17 protein-coding genes are annotated in these 18,285 nt (G+C 37.2%); 15 read left to right on the top strand and 2 right to left on the bottom strand.

The window, feature by feature from the left end; all coding sequences use genetic code 11:
- Positions 1-4 precede the first annotated feature (4 nt).
- Together J5J05_RS05580 and J5J05_RS05575 are read left to right on the top strand one after the other, a co-directional pair.
- Positions 5-1,078 carry an LLM class flavin-dependent oxidoreductase gene (locus tag J5J05_RS05580; RefSeq protein ID WP_208559684.1) on the top strand — a complete coding sequence of 358 codons (1,074 nt, stop codon included), beginning with the start codon at positions 5-7 and terminating at the stop codon, positions 1,076-1,078.
- A 17-nt stretch (positions 1,079-1,095) separates the two neighbouring features.
- Complete coding sequence (locus J5J05_RS05575; protein ID WP_208559683.1) at positions 1,096-1,665, top strand: NADPH-dependent FMN reductase; 570 nt, start codon at positions 1,096-1,098, stop codon at positions 1,663-1,665.
- 56 nt (positions 1,666-1,721) lie between these two features.
- Here J5J05_RS05575 and lexA read toward each other — a convergent pair whose 3' ends face one another.
- Entirely contained in the window at positions 1,722-2,357 is a 636-nt protein-coding gene (gene lexA, locus J5J05_RS05570; RefSeq protein WP_208559682.1) for a transcriptional repressor LexA, read from the bottom strand.
- A 271-nt stretch (positions 2,358-2,628) separates the two neighbouring features.
- Between lexA and J5J05_RS05565 the strand changes: the two genes are divergently transcribed.
- The 5 genes from J5J05_RS05565 (at position 2,629) to J5J05_RS05545 (ending at position 9,220) form a co-directional block, all read left to right on the top strand.
- Complete coding sequence (locus J5J05_RS05565) at positions 2,629-2,871, top strand: DUF896 family protein (RefSeq protein WP_208559681.1); 243 nt, start codon at positions 2,629-2,631, stop codon at positions 2,869-2,871.
- Between the two features lie 120 nt (positions 2,872-2,991).
- A complete protein-coding gene (tkt, locus tag J5J05_RS05560; protein WP_208559680.1) occupies positions 2,992-4,989 on the top strand; it encodes a transketolase in 1,998 nt (665 codons plus the stop codon).
- Between the two features lie 278 nt (positions 4,990-5,267).
- Positions 5,268-5,507 carry a YneF family protein gene (locus tag J5J05_RS05555; RefSeq protein WP_208559679.1) on the top strand — a complete coding sequence of 80 codons (240 nt, stop codon included), beginning with the start codon at positions 5,268-5,270 and terminating at the stop codon, positions 5,505-5,507.
- A 168-nt stretch (positions 5,508-5,675) separates the two neighbouring features.
- Positions 5,676-7,427, top strand: coding sequence for an ABC transporter ATP-binding protein (locus J5J05_RS05550; protein WP_208559678.1), 1,752 nt, complete (start codon positions 5,676-5,678; stop codon positions 7,425-7,427).
- On the top strand, positions 7,427-9,220 hold the full coding sequence (locus J5J05_RS05545; RefSeq protein ID WP_208559677.1) for an ABC transporter ATP-binding protein: 1,794 nt from the start codon (positions 7,427-7,429) through the stop codon (positions 9,218-9,220). Before J5J05_RS05550 ends, J5J05_RS05545 begins: the two co-directional genes overlap by 1 nt.
- Positions 9,221-9,238: 18 nt before the next feature.
- On the opposite strand, the gene J5J05_RS05540 is transcribed toward J5J05_RS05545, so the two are convergent.
- A complete protein-coding gene (locus tag J5J05_RS05540; RefSeq protein WP_208559676.1) occupies positions 9,239-9,850 on the bottom strand; it encodes a lysophospholipid acyltransferase family protein in 612 nt (203 codons plus the stop codon).
- Positions 9,851-10,091: 241 nt separating this feature from the next.
- Between J5J05_RS05540 and rpsB the strand changes: the two genes are divergently transcribed.
- From rpsB to J5J05_RS05500, 8 genes are all read left to right on the top strand, one after another.
- Positions 10,092-10,850 (top strand): 30S ribosomal protein S2, encoded by a 759-nt coding sequence (gene rpsB, locus J5J05_RS05535; RefSeq protein ID WP_208559675.1) that lies wholly within the window; start codon positions 10,092-10,094, stop codon positions 10,848-10,850.
- 52 nt (positions 10,851-10,902) lie between these two features.
- The gene (gene tsf / locus J5J05_RS05530; protein WP_208559674.1) at positions 10,903-11,787 is read left to right on the top strand and encodes a translation elongation factor Ts; all 885 of its coding nucleotides are present in this window, start codon (positions 10,903-10,905) and stop codon (positions 11,785-11,787) included.
- Positions 11,788-11,933: 146 nt separating this feature from the next.
- Complete coding sequence (gene pyrH / locus J5J05_RS05525; RefSeq protein ID WP_208559673.1) at positions 11,934-12,665, top strand: UMP kinase; 732 nt, start codon at positions 11,934-11,936, stop codon at positions 12,663-12,665.
- Complete coding sequence (frr, locus tag J5J05_RS05520; RefSeq protein ID WP_208559672.1) at positions 12,658-13,215, top strand: ribosome recycling factor; 558 nt, start codon at positions 12,658-12,660, stop codon at positions 13,213-13,215. Before pyrH ends, frr begins: the two co-directional genes overlap by 8 nt.
- A gap of 367 nt (positions 13,216-13,582) precedes the next feature.
- On the top strand, positions 13,583-14,323 hold the full coding sequence (locus J5J05_RS05515) for an isoprenyl transferase (RefSeq protein ID WP_341868507.1): 741 nt from the start codon (positions 13,583-13,585) through the stop codon (positions 14,321-14,323).
- A 23-nt stretch (positions 14,324-14,346) separates the two neighbouring features.
- Positions 14,347-15,129 (top strand): phosphatidate cytidylyltransferase, encoded by a 783-nt coding sequence (locus tag J5J05_RS05510; protein ID WP_208559671.1) that lies wholly within the window; start codon positions 14,347-14,349, stop codon positions 15,127-15,129.
- 29 nt (positions 15,130-15,158) lie between these two features.
- Positions 15,159-16,418 (top strand): RIP metalloprotease RseP, encoded by a 1,260-nt coding sequence (rseP, locus tag J5J05_RS05505; protein WP_208559693.1) that lies wholly within the window; start codon positions 15,159-15,161, stop codon positions 16,416-16,418.
- Positions 16,419-16,440: 22 nt separating this feature from the next.
- A complete protein-coding gene (locus J5J05_RS05500) occupies positions 16,441-18,150 on the top strand; it encodes a proline--tRNA ligase (RefSeq protein ID WP_208559670.1) in 1,710 nt (569 codons plus the stop codon).
- The last annotated feature ends 135 nt before the right edge of the window (positions 18,151-18,285 follow it).

The following is an 18,285-nucleotide window of genomic DNA, read 5'->3' as shown; positions in this document are numbered from 1 at the left end:
ATGAATGACTAATCCAAGAGTATTACCACAGATTGATGAGTCCAAAGGGCTAGAGTTTGGACTATACACACTAGGAGACCATTTAGCTAACCCACACACTGGTAAAAAAATCTCTGCTCAACAACGTATCAAAGAAATTATCGAAACGGCTGAATTAGCTGATGATGCAGGTATCGATATTTTTCAATTAGGAGAGTCACATCAAGATCACTTTATTTCACAAGCTCACATGGTTATTTTATCTGCCATTGCACAGGCAACAAAGAATATCAAAATATCTTCTGGTGCAACCATTATTAGTACATCAGATCCTGTTCGAGTATTTGAAGATGCTGCTACGATCGATCTTATCTCAGATGGAAGAATGGAAGTAGTAGCCGGACGTGCTTCTAGAATCGGACTTTATGAATTGCTCGGTTATGATTTGCAGGACTATGAAGCACTATTTGAAGAAAAATTCAATCTACTGCTAGGTATCAATGAAAATGAGAGAATCAACTGGGAAGGGCAATACCGTGCAGCTTTAAGAGATGCTCATGTCATTCCTAGACCTGCGAACGAACGTAAAGGATTACCAATCTGGAGAGCTGTCGGTGGTTCTTACGCATCTGCTCAAAAAGCAGGATTGATAGGTGTGCCAATGTATCAAGCGCACCTTGGTGGACCAGCTTCAGAATTTAAAAAACCGATTGATCTTTATAGAGAAACAGCAGCAAATGCTGGATTTGATACTAAAACATTGCCCGTTGCTACAGCTGGATTCTTTTATGCGAGTGAAAATAAGATGGATGCATTCAAAGAATATTATCCACATGTCAACGAAGGAATGAAAAGAACGAATGGTCAAGGATTTCCTAAACAAGCATTTGCGCATGGGCAAGACTACAGAAGTGTCATTAACGTTGGTGATCCAGAATTGATTATTGAAAAAATTCTTTATCAGCATGAATTGTTTGGGAATCAACGCTATATCGCGCAACTTGATTTTGGTGGTGTATCAATGGAGCACATTAAAAAGAACATTGATATTATTGGTGAAAAAATATTACCAGCTATCCGAAAATATACTAAGAAATAAAGGGAGTTTTATAAAAAATGAACGTAGTAGTATTAGCAGGCTCTAACGTAGGGGAAAAATCGTCTATCGTTGCAAATAGAATGATAGAAAGTCTTAAAACATCCTATGGAGAAGCACATGACGTCAGTATAATCGACTTAAAAGACTACCAAATGACTTTCAGTGACGGAAGAAATTATTTAGACTATGAAGGTGATAATAAAATGATCACTGAAACCATAATGGCTGCAGATGTGTTAATGATCGTTACACCTATCTTCCAAGCATCTATACCAGCTGTTTTAAAAAATGTCTTTGACTTACTTCCTCAAAGTGCACTGCAAAATAAGGTCTCTGCGATCGTTGCGACAGCTGGTTCAGATCGTCATTATTTAATACCGGAACAACAACTGAAACCAATACTCAGTTATATGAAATCGAGTATTGTACCGAATTATGTTTTCTTATTAGATACAGATTATCAAGGTGGAAAAATCATTAACGATGACATTCACTTCAGAATTGACAAGCTGATAGAAGATACACTTGTCTTGGCAACTGCTTATAAAGAAATTTGGTCAGCGCAAGAAGAGTCATACGGATTTTAAAAAAGCAGCAACCTCTAAATATAATAAGAGGTTGCTGCTTTGAGTTTTGTGATTGCTTAGTAAATATGTGCACGATAAAGTGAAACGACTTTTCCTAAGATCGATACGTTTGGAAGAATAATAGGGTCCATCGTATCATTTTCAGGTTGCAGACGTATATGTCCCTGTTCTTTATAAAATCTCTTACAGGTTGCTTCGTCTTCATCAGTCATAGCAATAACGACATCACCATTTTGAGCAGTTTCTTGTTTTCTAACGATCACTTGATCTCCGTCTAAAATACCAGCATTGATCATACTGTTTCCACGAATCGTCAGCATGAATAAGTTGCCTTTTTCAATTTCTAAGTCGTTTGGAATCGGGAAATAGTCTGTGGCTTCTTCTACAGCTAAGATAGGTTCGCCAGCAGTAACCACACCTAAAAGTGGGATATGATTTTCAAATTCATCAATACCAATTTTAATTAAGCCTTCTTTAGTAAACTCAATGGCTCTAGGTTTAGATGGATCTCGTAAGATAAAACCATTTTTTTCAAGTCTTGCTAAATGTCCATGAACAGTAGAAGTAGAAGAAAGATCAGTAGCTGATCCAATTTCTCGAACAGTAGGCGGATATCCTCGTTTGTTAACTTGTTCGTGAATGTAACGTAAAATTTCTATTTGTTTTTCACCTTTACGGCCTCTAGTGGTCATATTGTAACACCTCGTCCCTTCAAATTATCGCTAATGTTAAGTATAATAGTAGTCTAATGTATGATTCAGTGATTAAAAGTTCACATTGTTCGTAAACTTTAGTAAAATTATATCATATACCGAACATCTAATCAAACGAATGTTCGAAGGAACAAGAAATATCGCTTAAAAGTTAGATTCTCAAGTGTTTTTGTATTATACTGGTTGTTCGCAATACACAAGAATAATTTTGAGGATTTTTTAAAAAAAGTTTCAATTCAGGAGGAAAAATATGTTAGCAAAAGAGCAATTAGATAGAATCAATGAATTAGTTAGAAAACAAAGAAGTGAAGGATTGTCTGCAGATGAAAAAGCTGAGCAGAAAGATTTAAGAGAGAAGTATATTAAAGCATTTAGATCGGGTATGAGAAATCATATTGAAGGAATGAAAGTTGTCGATCCAGATGGTAAAGACGTGACACCTGAAAAGTTAAAAGGTATACAGCGTGATAAAGGTATACATGGTAGAGATTAACACCATATTACTGATTGTTTATTTTACGCATATGTAATGAAAGCGTTGAAAAAAATTAATTTAAAAGGTACAATAAAGTAGAGCGTTACCATTTTTAGCAATAGGAAGGAATGAAGTTACTTGTTTGATAAAACTGATCAAATGGCTGTAGATACAATTAGAACTCTAAGTATTGACGGCGTTCAAAAAGCAAATTCTGGACACCCTGGTTTACCAATGGGGGCAGCACCAATGGCTTATACGTTATGGACACGTCACTTGAAAGTTAACCCGAAAAATTCTAAATGGTTTGATCGTGACCGTTTTGTTTTATCTGCCGGACACGGATCAATGCTCCTTTATAGTTTGTTACATTTAGCAGGCTACGATGTGAAAATTGATGACTTAAAAAACTTTCGTCAACTAGATAGCCGCACACCTGGACACCCAGAAGTACATTATACGGATGGTGTTGAAGCAACGACTGGTCCTTTAGGACAAGGTGTTGCTAACGCAGTAGGTATGGCTATGGCTGAAGCACATTTAGCCGCTACGTATAACCGTGGACAACATAATGTTGTAGACCACTATACTTATGCGCTTTGTGGTGACGGCGATTTAATGGAAGGTGTATCTCAAGAAGCTGCTTCTTTAGCAGGGCATCTTAAATTAGGTAAAATGATCATGCTTTATGATTCAAATGACATTTCTTTAGATGGACCGACTTCAAAAGCATTTACAGAAGACGTTGGTAAACGATTTGAAGCTTATGGATGGGAACATATTCTTGTCGAAGATGGTAATGACCTGGAAGCAATCGATAAAGCCATCACTGCTGCGAAACAATCTACAGATAAACCGACATTGATTGAAGTTAAAACAGTAATAGGTTTTGGCGCGCCAAATGCAGGTACACATACAGTTCACGGTGCACCACTAGGACCAGATGGCGTTACTGCCGCTAAAAAAGCTTACGGATGGGAAGGCGAAGATTTCTTCGTACCTCAAGAAGTTACTGATCGCTTCAAGGAACACATGATTGAAAAAGGTAGCGAAGCTGAAGCGTCTTGGAACACTTTAATAGAAGAATACAAAGCTGAGCATGCTGAATTAGCTGAGCAATTCACACTTGCACTAAGTGGCAATCTTCCAAGCAATTGGGATGAACAATTACCGACTTATTCTGTCGGAGATAGTGCTACTGCTACTAGAGCATCAAGTGGAGAAGTCTTAAATGCATTATCTGAGAATGTTCCAAACTTATGGGGCGGATCTGCCGATCTTTCTGGATCAAATAATACTATGATGAAAAAACAAACAGATTTCCAACCTGGTCAATATGAAGGTAGAAATATCTGGTACGGTGTAAGAGAATTTGCAATGACTGCTGCATTGAATGGTATTTTACTTCACGGTGGTACAAAATCTTACGTCGGTACATTCTTTGTCTTCAGTGATTATTTACGTCCAGCAGTTCGTCTAGCAGCTTTATCTAGGATTCCTGCAATTTATGTGATGACACACGACTCAATCGCTGTTGGAGAAGATGGTCCAACACATGAGCCAGTTGAACAGTTATCAAGCTTTAGAGGTATGCATAACTTATCATTAATTAGACCTGCTGATGGGAATGAAGTTGCAGCTGCTTGGGAGATTGCGCTTAAATCTACTGACAGACCAACAATGCTTGTATTGACTCGTCAAAATCTTCCTGTATTAGAAAACTCAAAAGAGTTAGCGAGAGAACGTGTTCAAAAAGGTGCTTATGTGATTTCACCTGCCGATTCAGAGACTCCAGAAGGTATTTTAATTGCTACTGGTTCTGAAGTATCACTTGCAGTTGAAGCACAAAAAGCATTAAAAGAACAAGGTAAAGATGTTTCTGTTGTCTCTATGCCAAGTCAAGACTTGTTCGATCTGCAGTCTGCTGAATATAAAGAATCTGTTTTACCAGCTAGCGTAACAAAACGCGTAGCAATCGAGATGGGCTCTTCATTCGGATGGGATCGATACACTAGAGATAATGGTGCAATCATCGCTATCGATAAATTTGGAGCTAGTGGTAACGGTAATGCTGTTGTTGAATCTTATGGTTTCACTACAGAAAACGTTGTAAACACTTATTTATCACTTAAGTAAATAATCGAGATTGAATGAGCAGTGATTTTGTCGCTGTCAATGACCCTTTTAGAAGATACTAGGACGTACAATGTCTCTTCTTGGGCTTGACTGATATCGACAGAATCACTGTTTTTATTCTGAAACCAACAATATTAATAGACTAAAGGTTTATTTTTTGTTGAAAGTTGTGTAAAATAGTCGAGTGAGTATTTAGAGCTGCTTTATAAAAGAAATAATCAATATTCAATGTGAAGTAGTGGTTAAATAATAAGTATGTTGAAGAGAGGAGTATGAATATGCAAACAGGAATAGCTATTCTTTTAATTGTGATCGCACTTATCGTAGGTTTAGTTGGTGGGTTTTTCATTTCAAGAAAGTACATGATGGATTATTTTGAAAAGAATCCACCAATCGATGAAAATATGCTGCGTATGATGATGCTTCAAATGGGTCAAAAACCTTCTGAAAGAAAAATCAATCAGATGATGAGTCAAATGAAATCTCAACAAAAAAAGAATCCAAAAAATAAGAAGTAATAAGTTTTGACTATTTTTTCTATTTAGTCAATAATCACATTACGGTTATGATTTGATCAGCGGGCAGCAATTTTGCCCGTTCTTTTTTTAAATCGGTATGACACAGTGTCATAATCAGTTATAACAGCAGATAAGGATTCAAAATAAGAGAACAGGAGAAAAGATTCTATGGACATATTCAAGCGGTTAGGTTGGTTTTTCCGTCAAGAAAAAAAATCATATATTATAGGGATATTTTCTCTCATTACAGTAGCTTTACTTCAATTAATCCCTCCGAGAATTATCGGAATCGTCGTAGATGAGATTGAAACAAATAGTATAACAAGTCATTCATTGACATTTTGGCTAAGCATATTAGCTGCTTCAGCTGTTGGCCAATATTTATTCCGATACATCTGGCGAATGAGAATATGGGGAAATGCTGCAAAGTTGGAGCAGTTAGTAAGAGCGCAATTATATAATCATTTTACCAATATGGATAGTCAGTTTTTTCAAAAATATCGTGCAGGAGACTTGATGGCTCATGCAACGAATGACTTAAGAGGGCTACGCATGGTTGCTGGAGGCGGAATTCTCACTATGGCAGATGCGATCAGTGTAGGGTTAACGACATTATTAGCCATGATTTTTTTAGTTGACTGGAGACTAACGTTATTAGCTGTCATTCCGTTACCATTACTAGCCATTTCTTCCAGAGTTTTAGGTCGTAAATTACACCTTCGTTTCAGAGATGCACAAGCCTCCTTCTCGCAATTAAATGACAAAGTACAAGAAAGTATTCAAGGTATAAAAGTACTGAAAACGTTTGGTCAAGAAGCAGAGGATATTGAAGAATTTAAAGTGCAAACAGATAACGTAGTCGCAAAAAATAGACTCGTTTACAAAATAGATTCATTGTTTGACCCGGCAATTACATTGATCATGGGTGTCTCATACTTCCTGACGATTCTGGTAGGGGGGATTTTGATTACAGGCAATGAAATAACGATTGGGGATTTTGTTACCTTTATCAATTATATAGGAATGTTGGTTTGGCCGATGTTCGCCATAGGGAGATTATTTAATATTATTGAAAGAGGATCAGCTAGTTATGATCGTATCGAAAATCTTTTAAGAGAAGAATCTTCTATCATCGAAAGAGATGGCTCTATTGATACACCGATAAATGGAAATCTTGAATTTGAAATAAGAGCATTCACTTATCCTGATGACGAAGTGGTCACTTTACATGACGTACATTTCAATCTGAAAAAAGGTCATACATTAGGTGTGGTAGGAAAAACGGGTGCTGGAAAAACAACGATTCTTAAGCTTTTATTAAGAGAATATGATCATTATAAAGGTCTAGTCACCTACGGTGGTTACGATATTAAAGATTACACACTTAATGCCTTGTTACAACAGATCGGTTATATACCACAAGATAACTACTTGTTCTCTACAACAATCAGAGATAATATTCGGTTTGCTGATCCGACTATGCCGCAAAGTGTAGTAGAAGAAGCTGCGAAACTAGCGGATATACATGAAGATATTCTTCAACTACCGAACGGTTACGACACACAAGTGGGAGAACGAGGCGTTTCGTTATCCGGCGGACAGAAACAGCGAATATCTATTGCGAGAGCGATCATAACAAATCCAGAGTTAATGATTCTGGATGATTCGTTATCTGCCGTAGATGCAAAAACAGAAGAGACTATTCTTTCTGGACTGAAACAAAAACGAAAAGATCAGACAACGATTATCGCTGCACATAGAATCAGTTCTGTTATGCATGCCGAAGAGATCGTTGTTGTAGAAAAAGGAACGATCGTAGAAAGAGGAACACATAATGAATTGCTCCTTTTAGACGGATGGTATAAAGATATGTACCAACAACAGCAATTAGAGCAAAAACTGGAAGGGGATGAGCTATAATGGAACAGCAAGAAATGTCAAAGAAACAGACGATGCCTTTTAAAGAGCAAATGCATGTCCTTAAACGCATTCTTAAATATGCTCATCCATATAGATACCAGTTTGCGATTGCAATCAGTTTAAGTGTTGTATTGGCTATAATCAATGCCATTCTCCCGAGAATCATTCAAGTGTTTATTGATGACCATTTAACACCTGGTGCAGCGACGTTACGTACAATTATTTTCTTTGCTTCACTTCATTTTGGCGTTACCTTGATTAGAATGATTGTCTGGTATTTTGAATTGTATATTTTCAATATGGCCTCAGAAAAAACAGTCAAACATATTAGAGAAAGTTTATATACAAAGCTCCATAGTTTAGGCATGCGCTTTTTTGACCAGACTTCTACAGGCTGGATCATTACCAGAGCGACGAACGATACAGAAGCGATGAAAGATTTTTGGAATGTTTTCCTTACGATTATGCAAGGTGTGTTCGGTGTTGTGATCTCGCTAGGAGCAATGTTTTTCCTGGACGCGTCAGTTGCCGTATGGATTTTATTATTTGCGCCAGTATTACTGTTAGTGATTCGCTTTTATCAAGTATATAGCTCGAAAACCTATATCGAAATGAAATCGAAGTTAAGCTCATTGAATACAAAACTAGCGGAAACAATCAACGGTATGTCGATAATTCAGCAATTTAGACAGGAAAGAAGACTGCAGAAAGAATTTGAAGAAACGAATCAGTCATATTATGACTCTAGGTATTCAATGGTTAGAATCAATGCTATTTTGTTAAGTCCAGTAATTAACTTTTTATATACGATGGCGGTTGTCTTGATTCTTGGTATCTTCGGAGTGAATGCCTTGCAAAATCCAGTAGAAGTAGGCATTATTTATGCTTTCACTTCTTATGCCAATGATTTTTTCAGACCTTTGACAAGATTGATGGATAGTCTCAGTTTATTTCAAGATGGGATCATATCAAGTAGCCGTATTTTGACAGTTATGGATAATGAAGAATACGTTCCTGATCAAGAAGATAAGCCAGAAGCTACTATCGAAATTGGAAAAATCGAGTTTAAAGACGTATCTTTCTCATACGATGGGAAGACGGATGTGCTGAAGAATATTAACTTTACGGTTAATCCTGGAGAAACAGTCGCATTAGTTGGTCATACAGGTAGTGGGAAGTCTTCTATTATTAATGTACTGATGAGGTTCTACGATTTCCAAAGTGGTGAGGTTTTGATCGATGGCAGATCGATTCTGGAATACCCAATGAGAGAACTCAGACATAAAACTGGATTAGTGCTTCAAGATTCGTTCCTTTTTTATGGAACGATAAAGGATAATATTCGAATAAAAAATGATCAGATCAAAGACCGTGAGATTATTCAAGCGGCGAGATTTGTTCAAGCTGATCGATTTATTGAAGAATTACCTGGAGAATATGATGCGAAAGTAGTTGAGCGAGGAGCAAGTTTTTCTAGCGGACAGAAACAATTGATTTCATTTGCCAGCACGATCGTTAGAGATCCGAAGATCCTTATCCTTGATGAAGCGACTGCGAATATCGATACAGAAACAGAAGCACTTATTCAAGAAGGACTAAATCGTATGCGTAAGGGACGGACTACCGTAGCAATCGCGCATAGACTTTCAACGATTAGAGATGCAGACCAGATATTGGTACTGGATAATGGTCGAATCATTGAGCGTGGTTCGCATGATGAATTGATTGCTAGCGGTGGGAAATATAAAGATATGTATGAATTACAAAATATTGGATTACAATTAAACGGATAAAAAAAAGAGCGTGCCTAATTATTTAGGCATGCTCTTTTCTGTTTGTAATTGATCGAGTTCTTCAAAAGCACGTTGGATTTTATCGGAGTAATATTGGTTCACGTCTTCAATACCTTCGATTTTTCTTTCAACATAAAAAGGGTCACCGATCTTAACAATCGCTTTTTTACGTTGGAAAATTTCTTTTATCGAGTAAGGACCTTCATACACAACAGGAACGATTTGACGTTTACTCATTCTCGCTATTGTAACGGCACCACCCTTTAATTCTTTAGAGTGTCTCGTTCCAGAAGGGAAAATCACTAAACTTAGCTTGTTTTCCTTTAATATTTTGATAGGTTGTTTGATTGCGCTTGGCTTTGGATTATCTCTATCTACCGGAAAAGCATTCAAATTTGAAATGAACCATCCAAAGAATTTATTCTTAAAAAGTTCTCTCTTAGCCATGAAACAAAATTGACGCGGACTTGCTGCCAGTGCGATAAATACTGGATCTATGATTGATCTGTGCGGAGCAATCAAGACGTACGTTTCGTCTTTTGGTAGTTTATCTCGATTAATATAAGTAGGTTTACCATTAAAAATAAATATCAGCACCCGAATGATGCCTCGTACAACAGAAAAAAACACGTATAGACACTTCCTTTAACGATTTATCTGAACTTAATTAGTATGCGATAATCACTGTTAAGAATCAAGTTTTATTTTTTGCGTTTGCAATTCATAAATAGAATGTGTATAATTAACAATGGTGTAAAAATTACACTAATTTCACACTTTGTTGGATGTAGTGAAAGGTGCTCTGTAGCCATGGAGTCTTCATACAAATGAAAACAAAGGAAGAAAAAAACCACAATGGAGGAATGTACAAATGGCAGTAGTATCAATGAAACAACTATTAGAATCAGGCGTTCACTTTGGTCACCAGACACGTCGCTGGAACCCGAAAATGAAACGTTATATCTTCACAGAAAGAAACGGTATCTACATCATCGATTTACAAAAAACAGTTCGTATGATCGACCAAGCATACAACTATGTTCGTGAAATCGCTGAAGATGGCGGAACAGTTCTTTTTGTAGGAACAAAAAAACAAGCACAAGATGCAATTAAAGAAGAAGCAATCAGAGCTGGCGCTTACTACATCAACCACCGTTGGTTGGGTGGAACGTTAACAAACTGGGATACGATCCAAAAACGTATCACTCGCTTGAAACAACTTGAAAAAATGGAAGAAGACGGTACTTTCGAAGCACTTCCTAAAAAAGAAGTGGGTATCTTGATTAAAGAACGTGACCGCTTAGAAAAATTCTTGGGCGGAATCAAAGATATGCCTAAACGTCCTGACGCGCTATTTATTGTTGATCCTCGTAAAGAGCACATCGCAGTAAAAGAAGCACAAAAATTGAACATCCCTATCATCGCTATGGTTGATACAAACTGTGACCCTGACGAAATCGATGTAATCATCCCTTCAAATGACGATGCAATCCGTGCAGTTAAATTATTAACTAAAACAGTTGCTGACGCTATTATCGAAGGAAACCAAGGTGAAGAAGTAACAGAAGAAGAAGTTAAATCTGATTCACTTGATGAAATTGTTGAAGTTGTTGAAGGCGACAACGAATAATTTTTAATTAAAAAACTAAAAATTAGTTACAGTTCGATTAGGAGGAATAACATTGGCAAACATTAAAGCAGCTCAAGTAAAAGAATTGCGCGACAAAACAGGCGTTGGAATGATGGACGCTAAGAAAGCTCTTGTAGAAACAGACGGAGATTTAGAAGCAGCAGTAGATTATCTACGCGAAAAAGGTGTTTCTAAAGCAGCTAAAAAAGCAGACCGTATTGCGGCTGAAGGATTAGCTAACGTATATTCTGCAGGTAACTCTGCTGCAATCGCTGAAATCAACTCTGAAACTGATTTCGTTTCTAAAAACGAAAAATTCCAGAACCTAGTTAAAAACATTTCTAAATCAATCGTTGAAAACAAACCAGCGACTGTTGAAGAAGCACTAGAAGTTGAAATGAACGGCGAAACAGTTAACGCTGTTATTACTGAAGCTACACAAACAATCGGAGAGAAAATCACTCTACGTCGTTTTGCGCTTTTAGAAAAAACAGATAACCAAGTTTTCGGTGACTATGAGCACATGGGTGGACGTATTACTGTTCTTGCACTTCTTGAAGGAACAGATAATGAAGAAGTAGCACGTAATGTTGCAATGCACATTGCTGCTATCAACCCTAAATACATCACTCGTGATGAAGTGCCTCAAGAAACACGCGATCACGAATTAAACGTACTTTCAGAACAAGCTAAAAACGAAGGTAAACCAGCTAATATCGTTGAAAAAATGGTCCAAGGCCGTTTAAGCAAATGGTTAGCTGAGATCAGCCTTGTTGATCAGCCATACGTTAAAGATTCAGATAAAACTGTTGGCCAATACTTGAAAGAGAATGGCGCAACAATCAAATCATTCATCCGCTATGAAGTTGGAGAAGGAATTGAAAAACGTTCTGAAGATTTCGCTGCTGAAGTACAAAGTCAGCTAGGAAAAAATTAAGGTATAGTCTCTAAATTCGGGTAGGAACGTAGTAACTAGCGTTCCTACCTTTTTTAGAGCCTGATACATATAAAGCCTTCTTTAATAATGACCAATTAGAAGGAATATGTTAAACTAGTCCTGTATGACTGATGGAGGGAAAAGAAATGTTAGAACCTAAATATAATCGAATTGTTTTGAAATTAAGTGGAGAAGCATTAGCTGGAGACACTGGATTTGGAATTCAACCACCAACGATTGATGAAATTTGTCAAGAAATCAAAGAAGTTCATGATCTTGGGATTGAAATGGCTATTGTTGTTGGCGGCGGTAATATCTGGAGAGGTCATGTTGGATCTGAAATGGGAATGGAACGTTCCCAAGCCGATTACATGGGCATGATTGCAACAGTTATGAACGCACTAGCACTGCAGGATTGTTTAGAAAATAATGGCGTACCTACGCGTGTTCAAACATCTATCGAAATGAGACAAGTAGCTGAACCGTATATTCGCAGAAAAGCGATTCGTCACCTTGAAAAAGGACGAGTGGTTATCTTCGCAGGTGGTATTGGTAGTCCTTATTTCTCAACAGATACAACTGCAGCATTAAGAGCAGCTGAAATCAATGCTGACGTGATTATGATGGCTAAGAACAATGTAGATGGTGTTTACTCAGCTGATCCAAATAAAGACGAAAATGCTGTTAAATACGATAAACTAACGTATCTTGAAATTATCAACCAGTCATTACAAGTAATGGACACAACAGCTTCTTCTCTAAGTATGGACAATGATATGCCTTTAGTCGTATTCAATCTGAATCAGACAGGTAATATCAAACGTGTCGTATTAGGAGAAAATATCGGAACAACTGTTAGGAGGACACATGATGAGTGAAGAAATAATGAAAGACACACAGTCTAGAATGAAAAAAGCAGAACAATCTTATGTACGTGAATTAGGTTCGATTAGAGCAGGAAGAGCAAACCCAAGCTTGCTAAATAGAGTAAATGTTGAATACTATGGTGCAGAAACGCCATTAAATCAACTAGCTCAAATTTCAGTACCTGAAGCAAGAGTATTATTGATCACACCTTATGATCAAAATTCTGTCGGTGATATTGAAAAAGCATTAAACCAATCTGATATTGGTATTCCACCTTCAAGTGATGGGACAGTTATTCGCTTAGTGGTACCCGCGCTAACAGAAGAGCGTAGAAAAGAAATCGCTAAACAAGTAGGGAAAGAAGCAGAAAATGCTAAAATCTCTATTCGTAATATTCGTCGCGATGCCATTGATGCCCTTAAAAAAGCAGAAAAAAATGGTGATTTAACTAAAGATGATCTTCATGACTATGAAGAAGAAGTGCAAAAATTAACAAATAGTAGCGTTGCAGCAATCGACAAGCTTTCTGAAGAAAAAGAAAAAGAAATTTTAGACGTATAAAAAAATGCAAGGAGATGAAAAATAGTCTCCTTGCATTCTTTGTTTTGTTTACATAGTTAAATTATAGTTTATCAATGATATACTTGTTCACTAACTTAGTTACGATAGTTGTGATAATTAGACCAATAACGTATTTTTTAATGCCTTTATTCATTTAAAAACGCCTCCTTGAATTTTACGATCATTTCTAAATATATTATAACAAACAATAATCTTATTTTATAATTTAATGATTTAAAGCTAGTTTTAAATCATTAAATGCCTAATCTATAAATCCTTATAGGAATTTTATGGATTTAATGTGGTAATTTCAAGAATTATTTACTACAATAGAATAGATGTATATTGAATACTTGGAGGTTTTCATGTGGGAGATCAACCACAGTTAAACAATAACAATAAATTTATACCAGATCATGTAGCCGTTATAATGGATGGTAATGGTCGATGGGCCGAAAAAATGGGTGAAGAACGTAAAGCTGGGCATCAAGAAGGTATGGAAGCTATTAAGAGAGTTTCGATCCGGGCTAGTGAAAGAGGGGTTAAAGTATTGACCCTCTACGCATTTTCTACTGAAAATTGGAAACGTCCACCACAAGAGGTTAAATTTTTAATGCAACTACCCGTTAATTTTTTTGACCGGTTTGTTCCTGAACTGCAAGAAAATAATATCAAAGTGAATATGATCGGTTTTAAGGATAAAGTTCCTGGTCCGACAAAAAGATCGATTGAGAAAGCGATCGACCAAACGAAGAATAATACAGGAATGATTTTGAATTTTGCGTTCAACTATGGCGGACGTGCTGAAATTGTAGAAGCTACAAAATCGATCGTCGAAAAAGTGATCAGCGGAGAACTGAATAAAAAAGCAATATCTGAAGAGGTACTCCAATCAGAATTGCTGACACGCTCAATTCAACCCTATGATGAAGTCGACTTGCTTATCAGGAGTAGCGGTGAACAACGACTAAGTAACTTCTTACTTTGGCAAAATGCCTACAGCGAATTTTATTTCTCAAAACTATTCTGGCCAGATTTCACAGGTGATGTCTTAGACGAAGCGCTAGATGATTATCAGAATAGAAGCCGTCGATACGGAGCAATTTAATAAGACAACTCAGGAGGAGACGGATGGTACAACGTTCTTTAACAGCGATCATCGCTTTATTGTTTTTTGTGCCGATCATTTGGATCGGTTCATGGGTACTTGAATTATTTATTATATTATTAGCTATTACAGCGCTCATTGAGATTCATCAGATGAAGGGGATTCAACCAATTTCTATCCCTACACTTGTGGCATCAATAGCGTTGGTCTACATCATTCTTTATAATCGAATACATGAGCTTCTGCCAAATTTAGCTCAAAATGGATCAGTTTTTGCATTTTTTGTGATTCTTATACTGTGTCTCACGATTGTTCTGAAAGACTATACAATAGAAGACGTAGGCGTTTCCTTTATGGGGATCATGTATACAGGAATTGGATTTCACTCTTTTATTTTAACGAGAGAAACAAATCTCCACTTACTCATACTATCTTTGATCATTATATGGTCGACAGATACAGGTGCCTATCTAGTAGGGCGAAAAATGGGTAAGCATAAACTTGCGCCATCTATATCACCTAATAAGACTGTAGAAGGATCAATTGGGGGAATTGTCATTGCCCTATTAGTATCCATAATCTATCTGCTCTTTTTCCCTTCAGTTTATCCGTTGATAATGGTCATACCACTCATTATTTTGCTATCCATATCCGGACAAATTGGTGATTTGATTGAATCAGCGATCAAACGGCATTTCGGAACAAAAGATTCAGGAAATATTTTACCGGGTCATGGTGGGATTTTCGACCGCTTTGACAGTTTGCTGTTCGTGTTGTCCGTCATCTTTATTATTGGATTAGTTTAAAAGTAGACCGTTAAAGGAGAATGAATATGATTCAAAATATTTTAGTTTTTTTACTCGTATTCGGAATTATCGTTGTTGTACATGAATTCGGACACTTTTATTTTGCAAAAAGAGCGGGAATATTAGTCAGAGAATTTTCTATTGGATTTGGACCAAAAATCTTCTTTCATAGGAAAGGGGAGACAACTTATACCATTAGGTTGTTGCCAGTCGGCGGTTATGTCAGAATGGCAGGTTATGAAGAAGAAGCTGATTTGAGAGCTGGTATGCCGGTTACATTGATGCTGAATGATAAACAGGTCGTAGAAAAAATCGACATTCAAAATAAACACCAAAGTGTTGATAGCTTGCCGCTCGAAGTCACTAGCTTTGACTTGGAAGATGAATTATTTATTTCGGGTCGGGTCGATGGTGTGGATGAAATTGAAACGTATACTGTTTCAGAAACGGCATTATTGATTGAAAAAGATGGCACTATGCTTCAAATTGCACCAAGAAAAAGACAGTTTCAGTCAGCTTCTTTACCCAATAGAATGCTGACCAACTTTGCAGGTCCATTGAACAATTTTATTTTAGCAATTGTAGCATTTATGTTACTCGGCTTTATGCAAGGTGGCGTGCCGTCCTCAGAGCCCTTGATTGGTGAAGTACAACCTGATGCTCCAGCAGCTGAAGCGGGACTTGAGACTGGTGACCGCATTTTATCTATTGAAGGTAATGAAATTTCTTCATGGATGGATATGGTAGGTGTTATCGAGCAATCACCGGATACTGCGTTAGATTTTGAAGTTAAAAAAACAAATGGCACGGTAACTGAAATGACGATTACACCTCAAGCGGATGAAAATTCAGATGCTGGAAAAGTGGGCATCGGTCAAACCATGGATGATTCGTTATCGAGTAAAATAGCTTATGGATTTGTTCAACCTTGGTCTATCGTAATGCAGATTTTTACCATATTAGGTTCTTTTCTAACAGGAGGATTTAGTTTAGATCAATTAGGTGGTCCTGTTGCGATTTATGCAACAACACAGACAGTTGTTCGAGCTGGTGCGATAGGAGTTATTAGCTGGATTGGGTTTTTAAGTGTCAATCTAGGGATTATGAACTTGCTGCCAATTCCAGCACTGGATGGTGGGAAATTACTATTGAACATTATCGAAGGCATACGTAAAAAACCAATCAGCGAGGAAAAAGAAGGTCTGATCACCTTAGTGGGTGTTGGCTTCTTATTGGTCCTCATGTTAGCTGTTACTTGGAATGATATACAAACATTTTTCTTAAATTAGTACTCAAAGGAGATACACATTAATGAAACAATCGAGATTATTTGCACCAACACTTAGAGATACACCAAACGACGCTGACGTTATCAGCCATCAGTTACTGCTTAGAGCAGGTTATATTCGTCAGGTTTCTTCTGGAATCTACACGTACCTGCCATTAGCTAACCGTGTACTTGAAAATATCAAATCTATCATTCGTGAAGAAATGGATAATATTGACGGTTCAGAAATGCTTTTACCAACATTGATTCCAGCTGACTTGTGGAAAGAATCTGGTAGATATGATACCTATGGGGAAGACTTGATCAAGTTGGAAGACCGTCACGAAAGAGATTTTATTCTTGGACCAACACACGAAGAAACCTTTACAAGCTTGATCAGAGATGAAATCAAGTCATACAAAAAATTACCATTAATGTTATATCAATTCCAAACAAAATTCAGAGATGAAAAAAGACCAAGATTTGGTTTAATGCGTGGACGCGAATTTATAATGAAAGATGCGTATACATTCCACGATAGTTATGAAAGTTTAGATGAGTCCTATAATGCCATCGCACAAGCCTACACAAATGCTTTTGAAAGAATCGGTCTGAATTTCCGTTCGATCATTGGAGATGCAGGTGCCATGGGTGGTAAGGATTCTATTGAATTTATGGCCCTATCTGATTCTGGTGAAGATGTTGTTGTTTATTCTGACTCCAGCGATTACGCTGCAAATTTAGAAATGGCATCAAGCTTGTATAAGTCTTCTCCTAAAACGGCTGTTCAACACACTAAAGAGCTTGTTGAAACACCGGACACTAAAACAGTGGAAGAAGTAGCATCTTTCCTAAATGTAAATGTAGACCAAGTATTGAAATCGGTCCTTTACGTAACGAACGATGATAGACCTGTTTTAGCGATTGTACGTGGAGATCATGAAGTGAATGAAGTGAAAATACGGACTGTCGTTGGTGCACAAGAAGTCGAGCCAGCTACCGAAGAACAAATCAAAGAACTATTCAAAACAGTTGCTGGATACGTTGGACCGGTTGGACTTTCAGAAGAAGTGCTAGTCGTAGCAGATATGTATGTACAAGATGTAACCAATGCTGTATCAGGTGCTAACGTTGAAGGGAAACATTATACAAACGTTAATCCTGGTGAAGACTTTAAACCAGATCATTTCGAGGATATCAGAATTGTAGCGGAAAATGAACTTTCACCAGATGGTGAGGGCAGACTTCAATTTACTAGAGGGATTGAAATCGGTCATATTTTCAAACTTGGAACACGTTATTCAGAATCAATGAATGCGACAGTTCTTGACAATAATGGTAGACAAACGCCAGTAATCATGGGAAGCTACGGAATAGGTGTCAGTCGTTTACTATCAGCTGTTGCTGAACAATACGCAGATGATAAAGGGCTAGTATGGCCAAAAGCTATTGCACCTTTTGACGTGCATATTATTCCGATTCAAATGAAAGATGATGCCCAAAGAGAACTAGCACAAGAGCTGTATGAGATGCTTGAGAGCAAAAATCTATCTGTACTGATCGACGATAGATTAGAGCGTCCCGGTGTTAAATTTACGGATGCGGAGTTAATTGGTATACCGGTAAGAATCACAGTAGGTAAAAAAGCATCTGAAGGTGTTGTTGAAGTGATCTTCAGAAAGAGCGGAGAAATGGTTGAGATCATGAAAGATGATCTGATGGATACGCTGAGTATTTTAAACCAAAATAAATAAAGAAGAATGATTAGGAGAAACCAGGAAAGTGGTTAAACTGACTTTGAAAATGCTGAGGAAAGAAAAACTGATCGCCAGTTGATTTTTCCCTAGCAAAAAGTCACTTAAACGCATTACAGGATTCTCCTTTTATTT

The organism is Marinilactibacillus kalidii, from assembly GCF_017599325.1.
GTDB lineage: Bacteria > Bacillota > Bacilli > Lactobacillales > Carnobacteriaceae_A > Marinilactibacillus > Marinilactibacillus kalidii.
Note: the sequence above shows the minus strand (reverse complement) of the source record. Positions and strands in the feature narration are given on the sequence as shown.

What these genes read in the sequence shown, in the direction of transcription:
- J5J05_RS05580 (WP_208559684.1), top strand. Translation starts at nt 5, where the DNA reads ATGACTAATCCAAGAGTATTACCACAGATTGATGAGTCCAAAGGGCTA.
- J5J05_RS05575 (WP_208559683.1), top strand. Translation starts at nt 1,096, where the DNA reads ATGAACGTAGTAGTATTAGCAGGCTCTAACGTAGGGGAAAAATCGTCT.
- lexA (WP_208559682.1), bottom strand. Translation starts at nt 2,357, where the DNA reads ATGACCACTAGAGGCCGTAAAGGTGAAAAACAAATAGAAATTTTACGT.
- J5J05_RS05565 (WP_208559681.1), top strand. Translation starts at nt 2,629, where the DNA reads ATGTTAGCAAAAGAGCAATTAGATAGAATCAATGAATTAGTTAGAAAA.
- J5J05_RS05555 (WP_208559679.1), top strand. Translation starts at nt 5,268, where the DNA reads ATGCAAACAGGAATAGCTATTCTTTTAATTGTGATCGCACTTATCGTA.
- J5J05_RS05550 (WP_208559678.1), top strand. Translation starts at nt 5,676, where the DNA reads ATGGACATATTCAAGCGGTTAGGTTGGTTTTTCCGTCAAGAAAAAAAA.
- J5J05_RS05545 (WP_208559677.1), top strand. Translation starts at nt 7,427, where the DNA reads ATGGAACAGCAAGAAATGTCAAAGAAACAGACGATGCCTTTTAAAGAG.
- rpsB (WP_208559675.1), top strand. Translation starts at nt 10,092, where the DNA reads ATGGCAGTAGTATCAATGAAACAACTATTAGAATCAGGCGTTCACTTT.
- pyrH (WP_208559673.1), top strand. Translation starts at nt 11,934, where the DNA reads ATGTTAGAACCTAAATATAATCGAATTGTTTTGAAATTAAGTGGAGAA.
- frr (WP_208559672.1), top strand. Translation starts at nt 12,658, where the DNA reads ATGAGTGAAGAAATAATGAAAGACACACAGTCTAGAATGAAAAAAGCA.
- J5J05_RS05510 (WP_208559671.1), top strand. Translation starts at nt 14,347, where the DNA reads ATGGTACAACGTTCTTTAACAGCGATCATCGCTTTATTGTTTTTTGTG.
- J5J05_RS05500 (WP_208559670.1), top strand. Translation starts at nt 16,441, where the DNA reads ATGAAACAATCGAGATTATTTGCACCAACACTTAGAGATACACCAAAC.